Genomic DNA, 18,103 nt, shown 5'->3' with positions numbered 1-18,103 from the left:
AGAATGACTAGATCTTTAAATCGCCGCCGCGTCTACAAACCAAGTCATTCTCGCTGAACCTAGCATCTCGAGGTTACTTGGGTATATTACACAATATCTTTTACATAGTACTTTTTACAAAACCTCAAACCCTTGCTTTTGTAGCATGTCGATCAAGTCAATGAGAGGCAGGCCTACTAGCGTATTCGGATCTTTGCCGGCTAATTTGTTGAAAAGACAAATTCCCATTCCTTCGCTTTTAAAGCTGCCAGCACAATAAAATGGTTCTTCTCTGTCGACGTATCGTTCAATCTGTTCAAGCGTCAAATCTCTAAAATGAACTTCGAAGGTGTCGAAGCCGACTTCAGTGTGATTCGTGGCTGTATTATGTACCGCAAGCCCAGTATAAAAAGTGATGGTTTTACCGCTTTGAGCCAATAATTGCTTGATGGCATTCTCTCGGTCTAATGGTTTGCCGACTATCTTGTCGTCAATAACACAAACTTGATCGCTCCCGATCACCAAGCTGTCTTGGTCGGTATCGCAAGACGTCGCTTTTCCAATCGCAAGCCTTTGTACCAAATCTAAAGGCGTTTCGTTAGGGAAGGGGGTCTCATCGCATTGCGGAGATAAACAAGTAAACGGTACTGATAGCTTTTCCAGCAGTTGTTTACGAAAAGGGGAAGTTGAGGCTAAAACCAGTTGGTAATTTTTCATTTTGAATTACAATTCACGCGAGCATTTCCAATAGGATAATCGATCAAAATTGATTCTGGCTAATGCTCTATATGTTAAGCGTAAAAAAGTACAACTTTTTTGCCTTTTTCTTTGACTAATTTTGATTTGGAAGATAATATTCGCGCCCTATGCAAAAGGTAAAAATACCGCGAACGGTTGATCCAGCAAAGTCCGCACAGAAACGATTAGATTACGATGGCATCATCCAAGCTAGTCTTTTCAAGCGCTTAGCGGAAACAACTGAAGGCGTAAAACGCGACGCAGAAGTCTCATTGTCATTTGATATTGATGAACAGCGACTTGTTGTTATCTCTGGTAAAGCTAACATCGAAGTTGATTTAGAGTGTCAGCGTTGTAATGAGGTATTCACACACATGTGTGAAGTTGAATTCCTTTACACTCCTTACTATGGTGAGAAGACGGAAGAGGAAGCACCAGAAATTTATGATTTGGTAGATCTAAATGAGTACGGTGAATTAGACCTTATACAACTGGTTGAAGACGAGTTCATCTTAACATTACCTCAAATCGCAATGCACGATGATGCGGATTGTAGCGTTGACTCAAATAACATGGTTTTTGGTGAAATTCCTGAAGAAATTGAGGAAGAAAAACCGAATCCATTCGACGTTTTGAAAAATCTGAAAAAGTAACTGGTGTGGTAGCCGCTTCTTCTTTAGGTTTTTAACCCAATAGTATAGGAGTAGGGTCAATGGCCGTACAGAAAAACCGTAAAACTCGTTCTAAGCGCGGTATGCGTCGTTCACACGATGCGCTAACTACAGCTGCACTATCTGTAGACGCGACTTCTGGTGAAACTCACCTACGCCACAACGTAACTGCTGAAGGTTACTACCGTGGTCAAAAGGTTATCAACAAGTAAGGTTGAACCTTTGCAAAGTATTACCGTTGCACTTGATGCAATGGGCGGGGATTTCGGTCCACGCGTAACAGTGCCTGCCGCCGTGCAGGCACTGTCTCATTTCCCAGAGCTAAAAGTGATTCTTATAGGTGATCAATCTCTGATCACGTCTCAATTATCTCAACTTGGTACCTCTACCAGTTCTCGTTTGAGCATTCTTCATAGCGAGAAAGTGATTTCTAATTCAGAAAAACCGTCTTTGGCCCTTCGCAATAGCCAAAATAGCTCTATGCGTATGGCGATTGATCTGGTTTCTGAAAACGAAGCTGATGCTTGTGTGAGTGGTGGTAACACCGGCGCATTGATGGCGCTGTCACGTTTTATTCTTAAGCTGCTTCCTGGTATTGAGCGTCCTGCTTTAGTTTCTGCGTTACCGACCATCAGTGGAAAACGCACCTGGATGTTAGATTTGGGAGCAAATGTGTCGTGCGATGCCGACAGTTTATTCCAGTTTGCCGTGATGGGCAGTGCATTAGCAGAAGAACACCTAGGTCGACCTCCTCGTGTTGCGGTGCTGAACATTGGCGCAGAAGAAATCAAAGGTAACGATTTAGTCAAACGCTGTGCAGAAATGCTTTCTCAAACCGACGCCATCAACTTTGTCGGTTATATTGAAGGTAATCAAATTTTGCATGACGTAGCCGATGTCATTGTTTGTGATGGCTTTGTCGGTAACGTATGCTTAAAAGCCAGCGAGGGAACAGCTCAACTCTTCATCGAAAAACTAAAAACCAGCATGATGGAATCGACGATTAAGGGTTGGATTGCTAGAAAGTTGTTTTCTCGGCTATTTAATGAACTAAAAACACTGAACCCCGACCAGTATAACGGCGCAAGTTTGCTAGGATTGCGCGGCATTGTCATAAAAAGCCATGGAAGTGCGGATGTATCTGCGATTGTCAATGCACTTGGCGAGGCAGTACACGAGGTCAAACGACAAGTACCAAGCCGTATTAGCGATCGTTTGGAAGCGGTTTTACTCGAGAGGCATTATTAGTCTTCATGTATAGCAAAATTTTAGGTACTGGCAGCTACCTGCCATCTCAGGTGCGTACTAACGCAGACCTAGAGAAAATGGTAGATACAAGTGACGAGTGGATCGTAGCTCGCACGGGTATTAAAGAGCGTCGAATTGCAGCAGAAGATGAAACTGTTGCGGACATGGCATTCTACGCAGCTGAAAACGCTATCGATATGGCCGGCATTGATAAAAATGATATCGACCTAATTATCGTTGCTACCACGAGCAGTAGCCATACTTTCCCTTCATCTGCGTGTCAGGTGCAGGCAAAGCTTGGCATTAAAGGTTGTCCTGCTTTCGACTTAGCCGCTGCTTGTTCAGGCTTTGTATACGCAATGTCTGTAGCTGACCAACACATTAAATCAGGTATGTGTAAAAACGTACTTGTGATTGGTGCTGACGCATTATCGAAAACGTGTGATCCGACTGACCGCTCAACTATCATCTTATTTGGTGATGCGGCAGGCGCGGTGGTAATTGGTGCGAGCGAAGAACCTGGCATCATTTCGACACACGTATATTCAGATGGTCAATTTGGTGATCTTCTGAGCCTTCCTGTACCTGAGCGTGGTAAAGATGCAGATAAATGGCTGCACATGGCGGGTAACGAAGTTTTCAAAGTGGCAGTAACTCAGCTTTCGAAGTTAGTGAAAGACACGCTTGAAGCAAACGATATGCACAAGTCTGAACTAGACTGGTTGGTTCCGCACCAAGCGAACTACCGCATTATTTCAGCGACAGCGAAAAAGCTTTCGATGTCACTAGACCAAGTCGTGATCACACTTGATAAACACGGCAACACATCAGCAGCAACCGTGCCAACAGCACTGGATGAGGCGGTACGTGATGGTCGTATTAAACGTGGTCAAACTCTACTTCTTGAAGCGTTTGGCGGCGGATTCACTTGGGGTTCTGCCCTGGTGAAATTCTAAGTTTCACAAGATTCAAAATTTAAGATGCGCTACGGTGCATCTTATTTCTTTTTACTTTGCTTAAAGGAAAACAACATGAGCAAGTTTGCTATCGTATTTCCAGGTCAAGGTTCACAAGCTGTAGGTATGCTTGCTGATCTAGGCGAACAATATGACGTAGTAAAACAAACATTTGCAGAAGCATCTGACGCACTAGGTTACGACCTATGGGCGCTTGTTCAAAATGGACCTGCAGAAGATCTAAACCAAACTTTCCGTACTCAACCAGCTTTGCTAGCGTCATCTGTTGCTATCTGGCGTGTATGGCAAGAGCTTGGTCTTGAGCAACCAGCAAACCTAGCGGGTCACAGCCTAGGTGAGTACTCAGCGCTTGTGTGTGCTGGCGTGATTGACTTTAAAGAAGCAATCAAACTGGTTGAGCTACGTGGTCAACTGATGCAAGAAGCGGTACCTGCGGGTACAGGTGCAATGTACGCGATCATCGGTCTAGATGACGAAGCAATTGCAAAAGCTTGTGAAGAAGCAGCACAAGGTGAAGTCGTTTCTCCAGTAAACTTCAACTCACCTGGTCAAGTTGTTATCGCAGGTAGTAAAGACGCGGTAGAACGTGCTGGTGCACTATGTAAAGAAGCAGGTGCTAAGCGTGCACTTCCTCTTCCTGTTTCAGTGCCTTCACACTGCGCACTAATGAAACCTGCAGCAGAGAAACTAGCTGTCGCGCTAGAGTCTATCGAATTCAACGCACCACAACTTCCGGTTATCAACAACGTTGATGTGGCGGCTGAAACTGATCCTGCAAAAATCAAAGACGCACTTGTTCGTCAACTTCACAGCCCAGTTCGTTGGACTGAGAGCGTGCAGCTAATGAACGAACAAGGTGTAGTAAATCTTCTTGAGCTTGGTCCTGGCAAAGTTCTGACAGGTCTGACTAAACGTATCGTGAAAACACTAAGCGCAGCAGCAGTTAACGACGTAGCGTCGCTAGAAGCCGCTAAGTAATCTGCTCACGATAAGAAAAGGAAAACACAACATGATGAATCTAGAAGGTAAGATCGCTCTAGTGACAGGCGCAAGCCGTGGCATTGGTCGTGCGATTGCTGAACTTCTTGTTGAACGCGGTGCAACGGTAATCGGTACTGCGACTTCTGAAGGCGGCGCAGCGGCGATCAGCGAGTACCTAGGTGAAAACGGTAAAGGTCTAGCACTTAACGTAACTGACGTTGAGTCTATCGAAGCAACACTAAAAACCATCAATGATGAGTTTGGTGCAATCGATATTCTAGTAAACAACGCTGGTATCACGCGCGATAACTTGCTAATGCGTATGAAAGATGACGAGTGGAACGACATCATCAATACAAACCTAACGCCAATCTACCGCATGTCTAAAGCGGTTCTACGTGGCATGATGAAAAAACGCGCTGGTCGCATCATCAACGTAGGTTCTGTTGTTGGTACTATGGGTAACGCTGGTCAAACAAACTATGCAGCAGCAAAAGCGGGTGTGATTGGTTTCACTAAATCAATGGCTCGTGAAGTGGCTTCTCGTGGTGTAACAGTGAACACGGTTGCTCCAGGTTTCATCGAAACTGACATGACTAAGGCGCTAAATGACGACCAACGTGCAGCAACGTTGTCGAACGTGCCAGCAGGTCGTCTAGGTGACCCTCGTGAAATTGCATCAGCAGTTGTATTCCTTGCTTCACCTGAAGCGGCTTACATTACTGGTGAAACTTTGCATGTAAATGGTGGCATGTACATGGTTTAATGCACAGTTCGTGCAAAATAAGCTATTTTACTTTATGAAAAATAGCCTATAGTTGCTGTTAACTGTCATTAAGTTGTCATGCTCATGCGCAAGATTTGTGCATGATTTAAGTCAAAAATGTATTGAAATTCGGTTAAATTCGCTAATTTTGTGGTTTGACCAGCAAGGACCCCCTTGCAAACTTCAATAGTTCGAATAAACTACGGAATCATCGCATTAGGCGAAATCTGTAAAGGAAAAGAAAAATGAGCAACATCGAAGAACGCGTAAAGAAAATCATTGTTGAACAGCTAGGTGTAGACGAAGCAGAAGTTAAAAACGAAGCTTCTTTCGTTGACGATCTAGGTGCTGATTCTCTAGACACTGTAGAGCTAGTAATGGCTCTAGAAGAGGAATTCGACACTGAGATTCCTGATGAAGAAGCAGAGAAAATCACTACTGTTCAAGCTGCAATCGACTACGTAAACAGCGCTCAGTAATTATCTCTCCCAGGCGGTCTCCTAGACCGCCTGTGTTTTTTCTAACTTCTTCTATCCTCTCATAGAAACATTCAATTCCCGGAGAATTATATCGTGTCCAAGCGTCGTGTAGTTGTCACTGGCATGGGTATGTTGTCACCGGTAGGCAACACAGTAGAATCATCTTGGAAAGCCCTGCTAGAAGGTCAAAGCGGTATCGTAAACATCGAGCACTTCGATGCAACGAACTTCTCGACTCGTTTTGCTGGTCTTGTAAAAGATTTTGATTGCACAGAGTACATGTCTAAGAAAGATGCTCGTAAAATGGATTTGTTTATCCAGTACGGCATTGCTGCGGGTATCCAAGCATTGGATGACTCTGGCTTAGAAATTACCGAAGAAAACGCGGCTCGAGTTGGTGTAGCAATCGGCTCAGGCATTGGCGGTCTAGACCTAATCGAAGCAGGTCACTCAGCGCTAGTTGAGAAAGGTCCTCGCAAAGTTAGCCCATTTTTTGTTCCTTCGACCATCGTAAACATGGTTGCGGGTAACCTATCTATCATGCGTGGTCTTCGTGGTCCTAACATCGCGATCTCTACTGCATGTACTACAGGTCTTCACAACATCGGTCACGCGGCTCGTATGATTGCATACGGTGATGCGGAAGCTATGGTTGCTGGTGGTGCAGAAAAAGCATCTACGCCACTTGGTATGGCAGGCTTCGGTGCTGCAAAAGCACTATCGACTCGTAACGATGAACCGCAAAAAGCATCACGTCCTTGGGATAAAGGTCGTGACGGCTTCGTTCTAGGTGACGGTGCGGGCGTGATGGTTCTTGAAGAGTACGAACACGCAAAAGCGCGCGGTGCTAAGATCTACGCAGAGCTTGTTGGCTTCGGTATGTCTGGTGACGCTTACCACATGACTTCTCCAAGTGAAGATGGCTCTGGTGGCGCACTGGCAATGGAAGCGGCGATGCGTGACGCAAACATCACAGGTACTCAAGTTGGTTACGTGAACGCTCACGGTACATCAACACCAGCAGGTGATGTGGCTGAAATCAAGGGTGTGAAACGCGCACTTGGTGAAGAAGGCTCTAAGCAGGTTCTTGTCTCTTCTACTAAATCTATGACTGGTCACCTTTTAGGTGCAGCAGGCTCAGTAGAAGCAATTATCACGGTTCTTTCATTGGTAGATCAAATTGTTCCACCAACGATTAACCTAGATGATCCAGAAGAAGGTTTAGATATCGACCTTGTGCCGCATACTGCGCGCAAAGTTGATATGGAATACGCAATCTGTAACTCGTTCGGCTTCGGCGGTACTAACGGTTCGCTTGTATTCAAAAAAATCGCTGAGTAAAAGTCTCTAACACAGTTTTAGAGTAGTGATACTTGTATTCTAACGGCTCGATGCTTAGCATTGAGCCGTTTTGTTTTATTTGTCGATCAGAAAGCAAGGGTATCTGAATGTTCTGGGTAAATGGACTGCCACAAACACATGTTCCACTCGGTGACCGTTCTTTCCAATATGGTGATGGCTGTTTCTCTACCATCAAAACCAAGAAAGGGCAGTTGGAGCATTGGCAAGCGCATGTTGAACGTATGGAAGCATGCTTAACGACATTACAAATCCCTTTTCCTGATTGGCGTACGGTCTTGGATTGGGCGATGTCGGCAACTTTAAAAGATGAATCTGCCGGAATCAAAATTCATATTAGCCGCGGTTGTGGTGGTCGAGGGTATAGTCCTAGCGGTGTCGAAGGTCCGGTTGTCACTATCTCGAATTTTACATTCCCTGCTCACTACCTTGCTTGGCAAGAGCGTGGCGTGCAATTAGGTGTTTGTGAAACCCGACTTGGAATCCAGCCATTACTTGCCGGACATAAGCACAATAACCGTATAGAGCAGGTGCTCGCAAAGGCAGAAATTGATGGTACTGAATTTGCTGATGCTGTGACGTTAAATGTGCAAAATCATGTCATTGAAACTACAATGGCAAACCTTTTTTGGGTTAAAGATGAAAAGGTGTTCACACCCGGTTTGTGTTTATCCGGTGTGGCTGGCGTGATGCGCCGTAAGGTTTTGGAATATCTCCAAAGCGAAGGTTACTCAGTGCAGGTAGCCGATTTCACACTGACAGATTTGCTCGATGCAGATGAGGTGTGGATGTGTAATTCACTATTGGGTGTAGCACCGGTTTCCGGTATTTCAGCACCAGAGAACAAGATTGACTTTCCAATTGGGAAATTGACTCGACGACTTCAAGGGAATCTAAATACGTGATTAAAAAACTGTTTGCGTTTGTTGTACTGATTGCCGTTATTGGTGCAGCAAGTGTTTTTTACGTTGTTTCACAGACTAAGCAATACGTTAACTCGCCAATTCTTATTGAGCAGCCTCAGCTGTTTACCGTTGAAAATGGCACCAGCTTTCACCGAGTAATGCGTGACTTGGCGAAAGGTAACATCATCGAAGCTTCAGACTACACTCGTTTAATGCCTCATCTCTATCCGGAGCTTCTTCAGGTGCGAGCAGGCACTTACCAACTAGAACCTAACACCTCTCTATATGACACGTTGGAACAACTAAACACAGGTAAAGAACATCAGTTTGCGATTACCTTTGTGGAAGGCAGTCGCTTTTCTGAGTGGGTTGAGCAGTTAAGTGCAGCGCCTTATGTCAAACATGATTTGACCGGATTATCGGAAAAGCAGATGGCTGAAAAGCTGGGGATAGAGCGCGAAAAGCTTGAAGGCTTATTCCTTGCCGAAACCTATCACTACACAGCTGGTACAAGTGAGAGTCAGATCTTAGAGCGTGCTCATAGTAAGCTGAACAAGATTTTGGATGCTCAGTGGGAAGAGCGCCAAGAGAAACTGCCACTAAAAGACAAATACGAAGCGCTGATTCTTGCTTCTATCATTGAAAAAGAGACGGCGATAGACTCGGAGCGTGAGCGTGTCGCATCTGTATTTGTGAATCGTCTTAATAAACGTATGCGTCTACAAACAGACCCTACAGTTATCTACGGTATGGGAGATGCCTATGATGGTAATATCCGTAAGAAAGATTTGCGCACTCCTACACCATATAACACATACACAATCAATGGTTTGCCACCAACGCCGATTGCCATGGCGGGTGAAGCTTCGATTGAAGCCGCGTTAAACCCTGAAAACAGTAACTATCTATATTTCGTAGCAAGTGGGAAGGGCGGACATGTATTTTCGAAATCCCTTGCTGAGCACAACCGTGCTGTACGTGCCTATTTAAGAGAACTAAGAAAGAACAAATGATGAAAGCAAACTTTATTGTCGTTGAGGGCCTAGAAGGCGCGGGTAAAAGTACTGCAATCAAAACGGTTTTGGATACGCTGAAAGCTGCAGGTATTGAAAATATCGTTAATACTCGTGAGCCCGGTGGAACCCCTCTCGCTGAAAAGATGCGTGCATTGGTTAAAGAAGAGCACGAAGGCGAAGATTTGAAAGATATGACGGAGCTGCTTTTACTCTACGCAGCTCGTGTCCAGCTAGTGGAAAATGTAATCAAGCCAGCACTTGCAAACAATCAATGGGTGGTGGGTGACCGCCATGACTTGTCTTCTCAAGCTTACCAAGGTGGTGGTCGTCAAATCGATGCTTCACTGATGAAAAACTTACGCGACACTACGCTTGGTGAGTTCAAACCTGCTTTTACGTTGTACATGGATATCGATCCTCGTGTTGGTCTTGAGCGTGCTCGTGGTCGCGGTGAGCTAGATCGAATTGAGAAAATGGACATCAGCTTCTTTGAACGCACTCGTGAGCGTTACCTAGAGTTGGCTAATGCAGATGACTCTATCGTAGTTATCAATGCAGAGCAGTCGATTGACGAAGTGGCACATGATATCAGAGCTGCACTAAATGCATGGCTTGCAGCTCAGTAAGCTGAGGGTAGATTGAGGTGATTCATGTTAAATGACTTTCCATGGTTACAGCCCGTTTGGGATAACCTCAAAATCAGTTTGGATTCAGAGCGAGTTCCTGGAGCTTTGTTACTACAAAGTGAGAAAGGGTTGGCCGTTGAAAAACTGGTTGAACTCTTCAACCACTCTCTTTTGTGCCAAAACTACACCAGTGAGGCGTGTGGTTTTTGCCACAGTTGTCAGCTAACTCAATCTAATAGTCATCCAGACTTACATTGGGTTAAGCCGGAAAAAGAAGGCAAATCAATTACGGTTGATCAAATCCGCGCTTGTAATCGTCTTGCTCATGAATCATCACAGCTAAATGGATATCGCGTGTTCATTATCGAACCTGCGGAAGCAATGAATGAGTCTGCGTCCAATGCGTTGTTGAAAACACTAGAAGAACCAGGGCAGAAGTGTTTGTTCTTGCTTGTCACACAGAACCATGAGCGATTACTGCCAACAATTCAAAGTCGCTGTCAGCAATGGGTCGTGGCTACGCCTTCAACAGAGCAAGCTATGAGCTGGATGAGTGAGCAAGGGGCTTCTCAAGTGCCCCCTTATGCGCTTAAGTTGAATATGGGTTCACCAATAAATACGCTGGAAGCAGCAAAAAGTGGTGAGCTGGTTGAGTATCAAGCGTTTGAGCGCTGCTTGATTGAGACTTTGTCTTCGCCTTTGTCAGATGTGTTTCAGTGCGCGACGTTAATGGCTAAGAATCCAGACAAAGCGTTAGACTGGGCGTGGTATTTGTTGACCGATGCTCAGAAAGCGCAATTTGGTGTTACGGAAGTGGATCTGCTTCCTGGCGCCGCTCAGTTTCAGCCCGGTAGATATAACGGTCTGTATCAAGCGGCCCAAAAGCTGCTTGAATTGAAAGCTCAACGACAAACCTTTCCAGGCTTAAACCTTGAGCTACTATCTATGAATTGGTTAATTGAATCACGAGAGGCATTATGTTCGTAGATTCGCACTGTCATCTAGACAAATTGAATTACGATGACCTTCATATTAATGTTGAAGACGTTATCAACAAAGCTAAGCAAGCTAATGTTACTGAGTTATTGTCCGTTGGTGTGACTTTGGACTCTTTCCCTAAAATGCTCGAAATGATCACACCTTACAATAACGTTCACGCGTCTTGTGGTGTTCATCCTCTTGATGTTGAAAGTGCCTTTTCGATGGATATCTTACGAGAGTACGCGTCCCATGAAAAAGTTGTGGCGATCGGTGAAACGGGGCTGGATTACCATTACAAACCAGAGACCGCCGCACTGCAGAAAGAGCGTTTTGAGCAGCAAGTTGACCTAGCAGTAGAATTAAACAAACCACTGATTATTCATACTCGTAATGCACGTGAAGATACATTAGAAATTCTACGCAATGGCGGAGCCGAAAAATGTGGTGGCGTCATACACTGTTTTACTGAAGATCTGCCTTTTGCAGAAGCTGCACTCGATTTAGGGTTTTACATCTCGATTTCTGGTATTGTGACTTTCCGCCAAGCGACGGAATTGAAGGATGTTGTGAAAGCCCTACCTCTTGAAAAGTTGCTTATTGAGACGGATTCTCCGTATCTTGCCCCTGTTCCACATCGTGGAAAAGAGAACCAACCAGCCTATGTTGTCGAAGTTGCTGCCTATATTGCACAGTTGAAAGAGTGTGCCTTGTCTGAAGTTGGGCAAAAAACCAGCGAAAATTTCCGAAATCTTTTTTTGCGATGAAAAATCAATAGGCAGATTAAAAAAGGGGCTTTTGCTCCTTTTTTGTTGATAAATGCACCAAAAAGATCATTTAGTTTAATGTTTACTAAATTTGTTGATTTAACCGCATCCAAATCCCTCAAATGTAATTTTGTTACTAAAAATAACATCGACCTTTATTTTATTTACGCCTTAAAATTAATTATGTAGATAATAAAATCTTTATAAAACAATGATATAGGTTTGATGCAAACCTTTTCATCGACGGTTTTTAGGTGTGATCTGCGGCTTGTTTTGAAACTAAATTTCGTAACTGTGTGGAAAGTTTGAGGGCCATCAATATATATTTAGAGCCGGAAAATATAATGCAACGTGTGGTTACATTTTCATTGGGTGCTAACATTTAGGCTACGGGGGTGTGCCGTTAGTGCCCAAATAATACTTATAATTTATCAGGAGCATAAACATGTTTAAGAACCTTTTTGCAAACCTGCAAAAAGTTGGTAAAGCTCTGATGCTACCAGTATCAGTATTACCAGTCGCAGGTATCCTACTAGGTGTTGGTGCTGCCCACCTAAGCTTTATTCCAGAAGTGGTTTCTAACCTAATGGAACAAGCTGGTGGTTCAGTATTCGGCCAAATGGCACTTCTATTTGCTGTTGGTGTAGCACTAGGCTTCACAAACAACGACGGTGTAGCTGGTCTAGCTGCTATCGTTGGTTACGGCATCATGACAGCAACGCTAGGCGTTATGGCTGGCATCATGGGCGTTGAGAAAATCGACACAGGTGTACTAGGTGGTATCCTTGTCGGTGGTGTTGCTGCTTGGGCATTCAACCGTTTCTTCAAAATCCAACTTCCAGAGTACCTTGGCTTCTTCGCTGGTAAGCGTGCTGTGCCAATCATCACTGGTTTCGCTGCGATCATCCTAGGTGTTGTACTATCTATCGTATGGCCACCAATCGGCGGTGCAATCTCTGCATTCTCTGACTGGGCTGCACACCAAAACCCACAGCTTGCGTTCGGTATCTACGGCGTAGTTGAGCGTTCTCTAATCCCATTCGGTCTACACCACGTATGGAACGTACCATTCTTCTTCGAAGCAGGTACTTGTGTGAACGCTGCTGGTGAAACTCAAAACGGCGTACTAACTTGTTACCTAGTTGCAGATGATGCATCTCGTGCTGCTGGTAATGGCTTCGGTCAGCTAGCGGGTGGTTACATGTTCAAGATGTTTGGTCTACCAGCTGCAGCAATCGCTATTGCTCACTGTGCTAAACCAGAAAACCGCGCGAAAGTAATGGGTATCATGGCGTCAGCTGCACTGACTTCATTCCTAACTGGTATTACTGAGCCAATCGAATTCTCATTCCTATTCGTTGCTCCTGTACTATACGGTATCCACGCTCTACTAGCTGGTTCTGCATACGTTGTTGCTAACACTCTAGGCTTCGTACACGGTACTTCATTCTCACACGGTCTGATCGATTTCCTAGTTCTATCTGGTCACGCTCAGAAGATGGGTCTGATGGTAGCTGTTGGTCTAGTTTACGCTGTAATCTACTACGTAGTATTCCGCACAGTAATCACTGCTCTTGACCTTAAAACTCCAGGTCGTGAAGATGAATCTGAAGAAGCTGTTGCAACTTCTGGTTCTGACATGGCAGGTGAGCTTGTTGCAGCATTCGGCGGCAAAGCAAACATCACTGGTCTAGACGCATGTATCACTCGTCTACGTGTAGCGGTAGCTGATACAGCTGCTGTTGACCAAGACAAGCTAAAACAACTAGGCGCTGCTGGTGTTGTAGTTGTAGCAGGTGGTGTTCAGGCTATCTTCGGTACTAAGTCTGATAACCTAAAAACTGAAATGGATGAGTGGATTCGTAACCACGGCTAATCTCAGTCATTCATAGAAAAGAGGAGGCTTCGGTCTCCTTTTTTTGTGCCTGTTTTTCATGCTGAAACCACGACGACTAACGGCTTATCTTTAATTTAACGTCCCACATCGTGACACAATACGCAGCCTTACAGTTGTAGCGTTTTTCGTACCTCTCCCTTACTCATTGCTGACATACCAAAACTAAATCATGTTTGAATTATGCACGCCGTTTTTTTTAGAGTGATGACGTGTATGAAAAAACAAATAATGCTGGCAGCAGCACTGTTACCTAGTGTAAGTATGGCAGCAAACCAACCGACGAATTTTTCCGTTGGTATGGCAGTGGATCAGCAATTGAGTGTCGTTGTTGAAATCGATGATAAATATCGAGGTATCATCGGTAATGACGGTATGGCATTTGACTATATCGCGAAACGTGGTTCTTTTGAGCAAAATATGCCGCTGACCTGGTATGTAGGTGTTGGTGGTTGGTACGAGTGGGATGATGAATTTGGTTTTCGTGTTCCGCTTGGCGTGAATTGGGATCTTTCAAAAGGATGGGATCTCTATGCGCAAATTCATCCAGAGCTCGATCTGTATAAAGGACCCGATCTTCAAATTGGTGGAGCTCTTGGGGTTAAATACAGCTTTTGAGTTAAAGCAGATACAAAAATGCCGGCATCAACGCCGGCATTATTCTTGATAAAGGATCGGTATTATTGCTGCTTATCCATCGCTCGCTTGATGCACACAGCTGCGCCACCCCAAGTGATGCCAAGACCAATAACCATCATAATAATTGCACTTGTTGTCATTACGCTTTCTCCTTGCTTACCACGTTAATCAGTACACCAAACACAAATAGCGCGGCAATCATTGCCCAGCCAAGAGTTAGGTCGTAGCCACCGTAACCTTCTGTTAGAAGGGCATATAGCTTAGTTGCTAGGATAATTGCTAGCATGATTGGAGTAACAAAACGTAGGCAGACTACAAACCATTGACCAATAGAGAAATCTGAACGCTCATTTACATAGTCACGAACTTCTGGCACTTGTTTAAGTAGCCAAGCCATTAAGACGATTTCAACCAGACCGCCAACCATTATGCCGACGTTATTAGCAAAGTGGTCGACAAGGTCAAGTAATAATAGACCTCCGTTTGTTGCAAATGCCATTGAGACAATAAAGCCAATACCAATCACCACGTTTGCCGCTTTTTTACGGCTCCATTTCAGTTTATCGATAACTGCAGATGTTACCGCTTCCATGATTGAGATGTGCGAGCTTAAGCCAGCTACAACGAGAGCAAAGAAGAACAGCGGACCAAGAATATATGGCGCTGGTAACAAATTGATAGCGGCAGGTAGCGTTACGAACGCAAGGCCAACACCAGCAGAGACGACTTCAGTCAGTGGTTTACCTTGCTCTTGAGCCATGTAACCAAGCACTGAGAAGATCATGATACCGGCTAAGATGGAGAAACCACAGTTGATAAGGACAGTCATGAAGGCGTTATTCGTGATGTCTGATTTCTCAGGCAGATAACTGGAATACGCTAGCATGATGGCAAAGCCGATACTTAGGGTAAAGAAGATCTGCCCGTACGCAGCTGCCCACACTTTCACGTCCCAAATCTTACTGAAATCAGGCTCAAACATGTAGTTTACGCCATCTAGTGCCCCAGGAAGGAAAATCATACGACCGATCAAGAACACGACCATGATGAACAAGATTGGCATCATGATTTTTGATGCTCGTTCGATACCTGATTTAACACCACTCACAATGGCCGTGTAGGTGATTGCCCAAGCAATCAGCATGGATACTGCGATCTTCCATTGAATGCTGCCCAAATCCGTTGGTGAGTTATCACCAAGTTTTAGGTATTCACTAAAGAAGAAAGCATTGGTGTCAGAACCCCAACTTTGGGTAAACGACATACCAAAGTAAGAAATTGCCCAGCCAATAACAGCGACGTAGTAAACGGCGATAACCGCAGCTACACCCACTTGGAACCAGCCAAGCCACTCAAACTTGGCGTGGATTTTAGCTAATGTTTTCGGAGCAGAACCACGGTATTTTTGACCCATACTGAATTCCAGGATCATAAATGGAATACCAGCAGTAATCATGGCGAAAAGGTAAGGAATAAAAAAGGCACCACCACCGTTCTCATAAGCCATATAAGGGAAACGCCAGATGTTACCCAGACCGATGGCTGAACCGACTGCAGCTAAGATGAATCCCGCACGGGATCCCCATTGTTCTCGCTTCATATTTGACTCCTGTACAACTCCCTAAGGAATGAAGCTCTTCTTGGCAGGTGTAAATCCCAGCAGAATAAAGGGCAACTGTTATCCGTCAGTTTTCTATCCTAAATTCGGTATTATTGTTACTTTCTGGTTTTTTACTTTGTTTTGCCAATGAAGAATTAGAATTAAATGCTTTAAATTTTGATGTGTGTTTGCAAAAGCTGAAATATTCTTCTGCTTTCTGTCTTCAGACTAACTTTTTACATTATTTATCGCAATAGATTCTAAATGTTAACGGCGGGATTTTATCTGGTTTAAATATTGTTAAATCGTGATTTGCTAGGTTATCTGATCAGTGAGGTGGGGTTATTTTCAGAGTATATGACTGTCTTATTGATGTGATCTTGGTCAAATAAACTCTTTTTGATTATTAGGGCGTATCTCTGCGTTCGATACACCCTATAGACGATTTGGCGTCAAAACGATTCTTTAGAAGTGAAAGCCGTTAGAAGCGGAAGCTAAAGCCAATATTGGATTGAAATTGGTTCATCCAGTCGGTTTCAAACTTGATTACACAAGAAGAACCATCAGTAGGAAGCACGCATGCTCCTGAGGTGTCATTGTCAACAACGGTACCTAACCAACGAACTTGAGCGGTCAATGCAAAGTTTTTAGAAAATGTGTACTCAAGTCCTGCGAAAGCACTAGCTGAGAAACCGTATTTGTCATCCACCCAATCAGCATCAGCATATGAAGCACCCAATCCAAGCCCAACATAACTTTGCCAACCTGTCGCCACTGGATAGTAGATGCTGCTTTGAAACTGCAGATAATGGATGTCTGCTGAGTTGTTCACATCTTGTAGTTCAGAAGACTGATTCGAATAGAACAAACCTAAGCGACCCATTTCAAAAGGAGTCTCTACCGATAAAGCGTAGTTAATTGAAGGGTCAAGATCGTAGGTGCGATTGTTTTCATCTTCTACTTTGCCTCCTCCCGTGAAGCCAATGTAGGGAGTGACGATAACGTTTGCTTGAGCTGCCATAGAACAGCCCAATAATACACTCCCAACTAGCCAGCCAATTTTATTGTTCATTTGCTATCTCCTTATTATGACTAAGCTAATTGTGATGCCTTAGTCAAAATCGTGCGACTAAATTAGGCAATTCTTGAACATAATTCACACTGGTGTTATTAATTTGTTACAACAAAAGGAGGTGTCTATGGAACACGATCTAAAATCAGCCCTACTCATCGTCGTTACGGTATTCGCAGTTTTACTCTCTTTTGGCATCATTGCGATTACGACGGCTTAAACTAACGGCATTACGCTTATGATACGCAACAGCGGTATTATCACTGATAGCCATGCTGAGCTCGACATTCAAGTGTATGAGCAGTTTAGAAATGGCAAAACTGCCCTTGTCGCACAAGGAGGAGGGCAGAGAGGGATTTTTACCGCTGGTGTGCTAGACGCATTTCTTCTCTCTAATTTCGACCCATTCGACGAATTCTATGGCACGTCTGCCGGAGCGCTTAACCTCTGTGCTTTCCTTTGTCGTCAGCATGGTATGGGTAAAGCTTTTATAACCGATCTGACCACGGCTCCCGAATTCTTCCATCTGATCCGCTACATTCGTAAAAAACAGTACTTAGGTTTGGAGTGGGCGCTCGAACGTATTCAAGATTACCCTTATAAACTCGATCTGGATCTTGGTCGCTCTGCGCTAGGTCAAAGAGGAGCGTTTGCTGCGGTCACTAATGTCGATACGCTCTCAGACCACTACTTACCAATACTCGGTGGTGATTGGCTCAGTACGATGGTGGCTACATGTGCTATTCCAAAACTGTATCAAGGTGCTGTAAATGTAAACGGGCAGCATTTTGTTGATGGCGGCGTTTCTGCATCGATTCCTGTTCAAGAAGCGTGGCGTAAAAATGCACGAAATATCATAGTGATCCGCACTGAGCCTTTCTCTGAATCGGAAGCCAAAGCGCAAAGTGAGCTTGGTGAAGAAGGGATCAAATGGTACCGAGAGTCCATAAACTCGGTTCAAGAATCTTGGCAAGATAAGGTCCATCAATGGAAGGAAGATTGGAGCAATTTCTTGCAGCAAAAAATTAACGCAGCACATCAATCTAAATTGTCTGGCAGAAAGTTATTAAATGGTGGGCGCTGGCTATTTGGAGCCGATAACCTCTATCGTTTGAGCCATTTGATTGGTGAGAATTTTGATTCTGGATTAGCAGACATGTTGATGATCCATTATCAAACCTTCGAGTTGACGCAAGCTTTCCTTAGTGCACCGCCTGACGATACTTTTATTTTGCAATTGGCGCCGAAAGAGGAGCTGCAATCCTCATCTCTTTTAAGTGACCCTGAAGCTCTTGAGCATGATTATCAGCTTGGTTTGCAAACCGGTTTTAACCTGATTCAGCTTTACGACAAATTAAATATGGAAGGTCGAGAGACAGCCTAGATAATAAAAAGGGCACCATTTCGG

The 18,103-nt window shown here is 44.3% G+C and carries 21 protein-coding genes; 17 read left to right on the top strand and 4 right to left on the bottom strand.

Features of this window, described 5'->3' with window-relative positions; genetic code table 11:
* Positions 1 to 114: 114 nt before the first annotated feature.
* Positions 115 to 696, bottom strand: a complete 582-nt coding sequence (locus J4N44_RS11615) for a Maf family protein (protein ID WP_005444793.1) — start codon at positions 694 to 696, stop codon at positions 115 to 117.
* A 149-nt stretch (positions 697 to 845) separates the two neighbouring features.
* Here J4N44_RS11615 and yceD point away from each other — a divergent pair, with 149 nt between their 5' ends.
* The 15 genes from yceD to J4N44_RS11540 all read left to right on the top strand — a co-directional run bounded on the left by yceD (position 846) and on the right by J4N44_RS11540 (position 14,002).
* Positions 846 to 1,370, top strand: a complete 525-nt coding sequence (yceD, locus tag J4N44_RS11610; RefSeq protein ID WP_005444794.1) for a 23S rRNA accumulation protein YceD — start codon at positions 846 to 848, stop codon at positions 1,368 to 1,370.
* Between the two features lie 59 nt (positions 1,371 to 1,429).
* Positions 1,430 to 1,600, top strand: coding sequence for a 50S ribosomal protein L32 (gene rpmF / locus J4N44_RS11605; RefSeq protein WP_005396978.1), 171 nt, complete (start codon positions 1,430 to 1,432; stop codon positions 1,598 to 1,600).
* Between the two features lie 10 nt (positions 1,601 to 1,610).
* Positions 1,611 to 2,636, top strand: coding sequence for a phosphate acyltransferase PlsX (gene plsX / locus J4N44_RS11600; protein WP_005444797.1), 1,026 nt, complete (start codon positions 1,611 to 1,613; stop codon positions 2,634 to 2,636).
* Between the two features lie 5 nt (positions 2,637 to 2,641).
* A complete protein-coding gene (locus tag J4N44_RS11595) occupies positions 2,642 to 3,592 on the top strand; it encodes a beta-ketoacyl-ACP synthase III (protein ID WP_005444799.1) in 951 nt (316 codons plus the stop codon).
* 75 nt (positions 3,593 to 3,667) lie between these two features.
* Positions 3,668 to 4,591: an ACP S-malonyltransferase gene (gene fabD / locus J4N44_RS11590; RefSeq protein ID WP_252044484.1), complete on the top strand. Its 924-nt coding sequence runs from the start codon at positions 3,668 to 3,670 to the stop codon at positions 4,589 to 4,591.
* 34 nt (positions 4,592 to 4,625) lie between these two features.
* The gene (gene fabG, locus J4N44_RS11585) at positions 4,626 to 5,360 is read left to right on the top strand and encodes a 3-oxoacyl-ACP reductase FabG (RefSeq protein WP_005444803.1); all 735 of its coding nucleotides are present in this window, start codon (positions 4,626 to 4,628) and stop codon (positions 5,358 to 5,360) included.
* A 245-nt stretch (positions 5,361 to 5,605) separates the two neighbouring features.
* The gene (gene acpP, locus J4N44_RS11580; protein WP_004406112.1) at positions 5,606 to 5,839 is read left to right on the top strand and encodes an acyl carrier protein; all 234 of its coding nucleotides are present in this window, start codon (positions 5,606 to 5,608) and stop codon (positions 5,837 to 5,839) included.
* A gap of 93 nt (positions 5,840 to 5,932) precedes the next feature.
* Positions 5,933 to 7,180 (top strand): beta-ketoacyl-ACP synthase II, encoded by a 1,248-nt coding sequence (gene fabF / locus J4N44_RS11575; protein ID WP_005444811.1) that lies wholly within the window; start codon positions 5,933 to 5,935, stop codon positions 7,178 to 7,180.
* 107 nt (positions 7,181 to 7,287) lie between these two features.
* Positions 7,288 to 8,103, top strand: coding sequence for an aminodeoxychorismate lyase (pabC, locus tag J4N44_RS11570; protein ID WP_005444813.1), 816 nt, complete (start codon positions 7,288 to 7,290; stop codon positions 8,101 to 8,103).
* Positions 8,100 to 9,116, top strand: coding sequence for an endolytic transglycosylase MltG (mltG, locus tag J4N44_RS11565; protein ID WP_038897690.1), 1,017 nt, complete (start codon positions 8,100 to 8,102; stop codon positions 9,114 to 9,116). The genes pabC and mltG overlap by 4 nt, the downstream gene beginning before the upstream one ends.
* The gene (tmk, locus tag J4N44_RS11560; protein ID WP_033001763.1) at positions 9,113 to 9,745 is read left to right on the top strand and encodes a dTMP kinase; all 633 of its coding nucleotides are present in this window, start codon (positions 9,113 to 9,115) and stop codon (positions 9,743 to 9,745) included. Before mltG ends, tmk begins: the two co-directional genes overlap by 4 nt.
* Before the next feature lie 24 nt (positions 9,746 to 9,769).
* Entirely contained in the window at positions 9,770 to 10,732 is a 963-nt protein-coding gene (locus J4N44_RS11555) for a DNA polymerase III subunit delta' (protein ID WP_252044483.1), read from the top strand.
* Entirely contained in the window at positions 10,723 to 11,490 is a 768-nt protein-coding gene (locus J4N44_RS11550) for a TatD family hydrolase (protein ID WP_009698484.1), read from the top strand. The genes J4N44_RS11555 and J4N44_RS11550 overlap by 10 nt, the downstream gene beginning before the upstream one ends.
* A gap of 445 nt (positions 11,491 to 11,935) precedes the next feature.
* Positions 11,936 to 13,366, top strand: coding sequence for a PTS glucose transporter subunit IIBC (gene ptsG / locus J4N44_RS11545; protein ID WP_005439576.1), 1,431 nt, complete (start codon positions 11,936 to 11,938; stop codon positions 13,364 to 13,366).
* Between the two features lie 234 nt (positions 13,367 to 13,600).
* Positions 13,601 to 14,002 (top strand): hypothetical protein, encoded by a 402-nt coding sequence (locus tag J4N44_RS11540; RefSeq protein ID WP_005444828.1) that lies wholly within the window; start codon positions 13,601 to 13,603, stop codon positions 14,000 to 14,002.
* A 62-nt stretch (positions 14,003 to 14,064) separates the two neighbouring features.
* Here the strand turns inward: J4N44_RS11540 and J4N44_RS11535 are convergent, their stop codons facing one another.
* The 3 genes from J4N44_RS11535 to J4N44_RS11525 form a co-directional block, all read right to left on the bottom strand.
* Positions 14,065 to 14,163: a MetS family NSS transporter small subunit gene (locus J4N44_RS11535; RefSeq protein ID WP_005444829.1), complete on the bottom strand. Its 99-nt coding sequence runs from the start codon at positions 14,161 to 14,163 to the stop codon at positions 14,065 to 14,067.
* On the bottom strand, positions 14,163 to 15,623 hold the full coding sequence (locus J4N44_RS11530; protein ID WP_009699396.1) for a sodium-dependent transporter: 1,461 nt from the start codon (positions 15,621 to 15,623) through the stop codon (positions 14,163 to 14,165). The genes J4N44_RS11535 and J4N44_RS11530 overlap by 1 nt, the downstream gene beginning before the upstream one ends.
* Before the next feature lie 481 nt (positions 15,624 to 16,104).
* Positions 16,105 to 16,695 carry an outer membrane protein gene (locus J4N44_RS11525; protein WP_017817853.1) on the bottom strand — a complete coding sequence of 197 codons (591 nt, stop codon included), beginning with the start codon at positions 16,693 to 16,695 and terminating at the stop codon, positions 16,105 to 16,107.
* Between the two features lie 127 nt (positions 16,696 to 16,822).
* Here J4N44_RS11525 and cydH point away from each other — a divergent pair, with 127 nt between their 5' ends.
* Together cydH and J4N44_RS11515 are read left to right on the top strand one after the other, a co-directional pair.
* Entirely contained in the window at positions 16,823 to 16,915 is a 93-nt protein-coding gene (gene cydH, locus J4N44_RS11520) for a cytochrome bd-I oxidase subunit CydH (protein WP_005444835.1), read from the top strand.
* Positions 16,916 to 16,933: 18 nt separating this feature from the next.
* Positions 16,934 to 18,079, top strand: a complete 1,146-nt coding sequence (locus tag J4N44_RS11515) for a patatin-like phospholipase family protein (RefSeq protein ID WP_045489582.1) — start codon at positions 16,934 to 16,936, stop codon at positions 18,077 to 18,079.
* Positions 18,080 to 18,103 lie beyond the last annotated feature (24 nt).

The sequence above is a fragment of the Vibrio sp. SCSIO 43155 genome, from assembly GCF_023716605.1.
Taxonomy (GTDB): domain Bacteria; phylum Pseudomonadota; class Gammaproteobacteria; order Enterobacterales; family Vibrionaceae; genus Vibrio; species Vibrio harveyi.
This window is presented reverse-complemented; position numbering and strand designations above follow the sequence as displayed.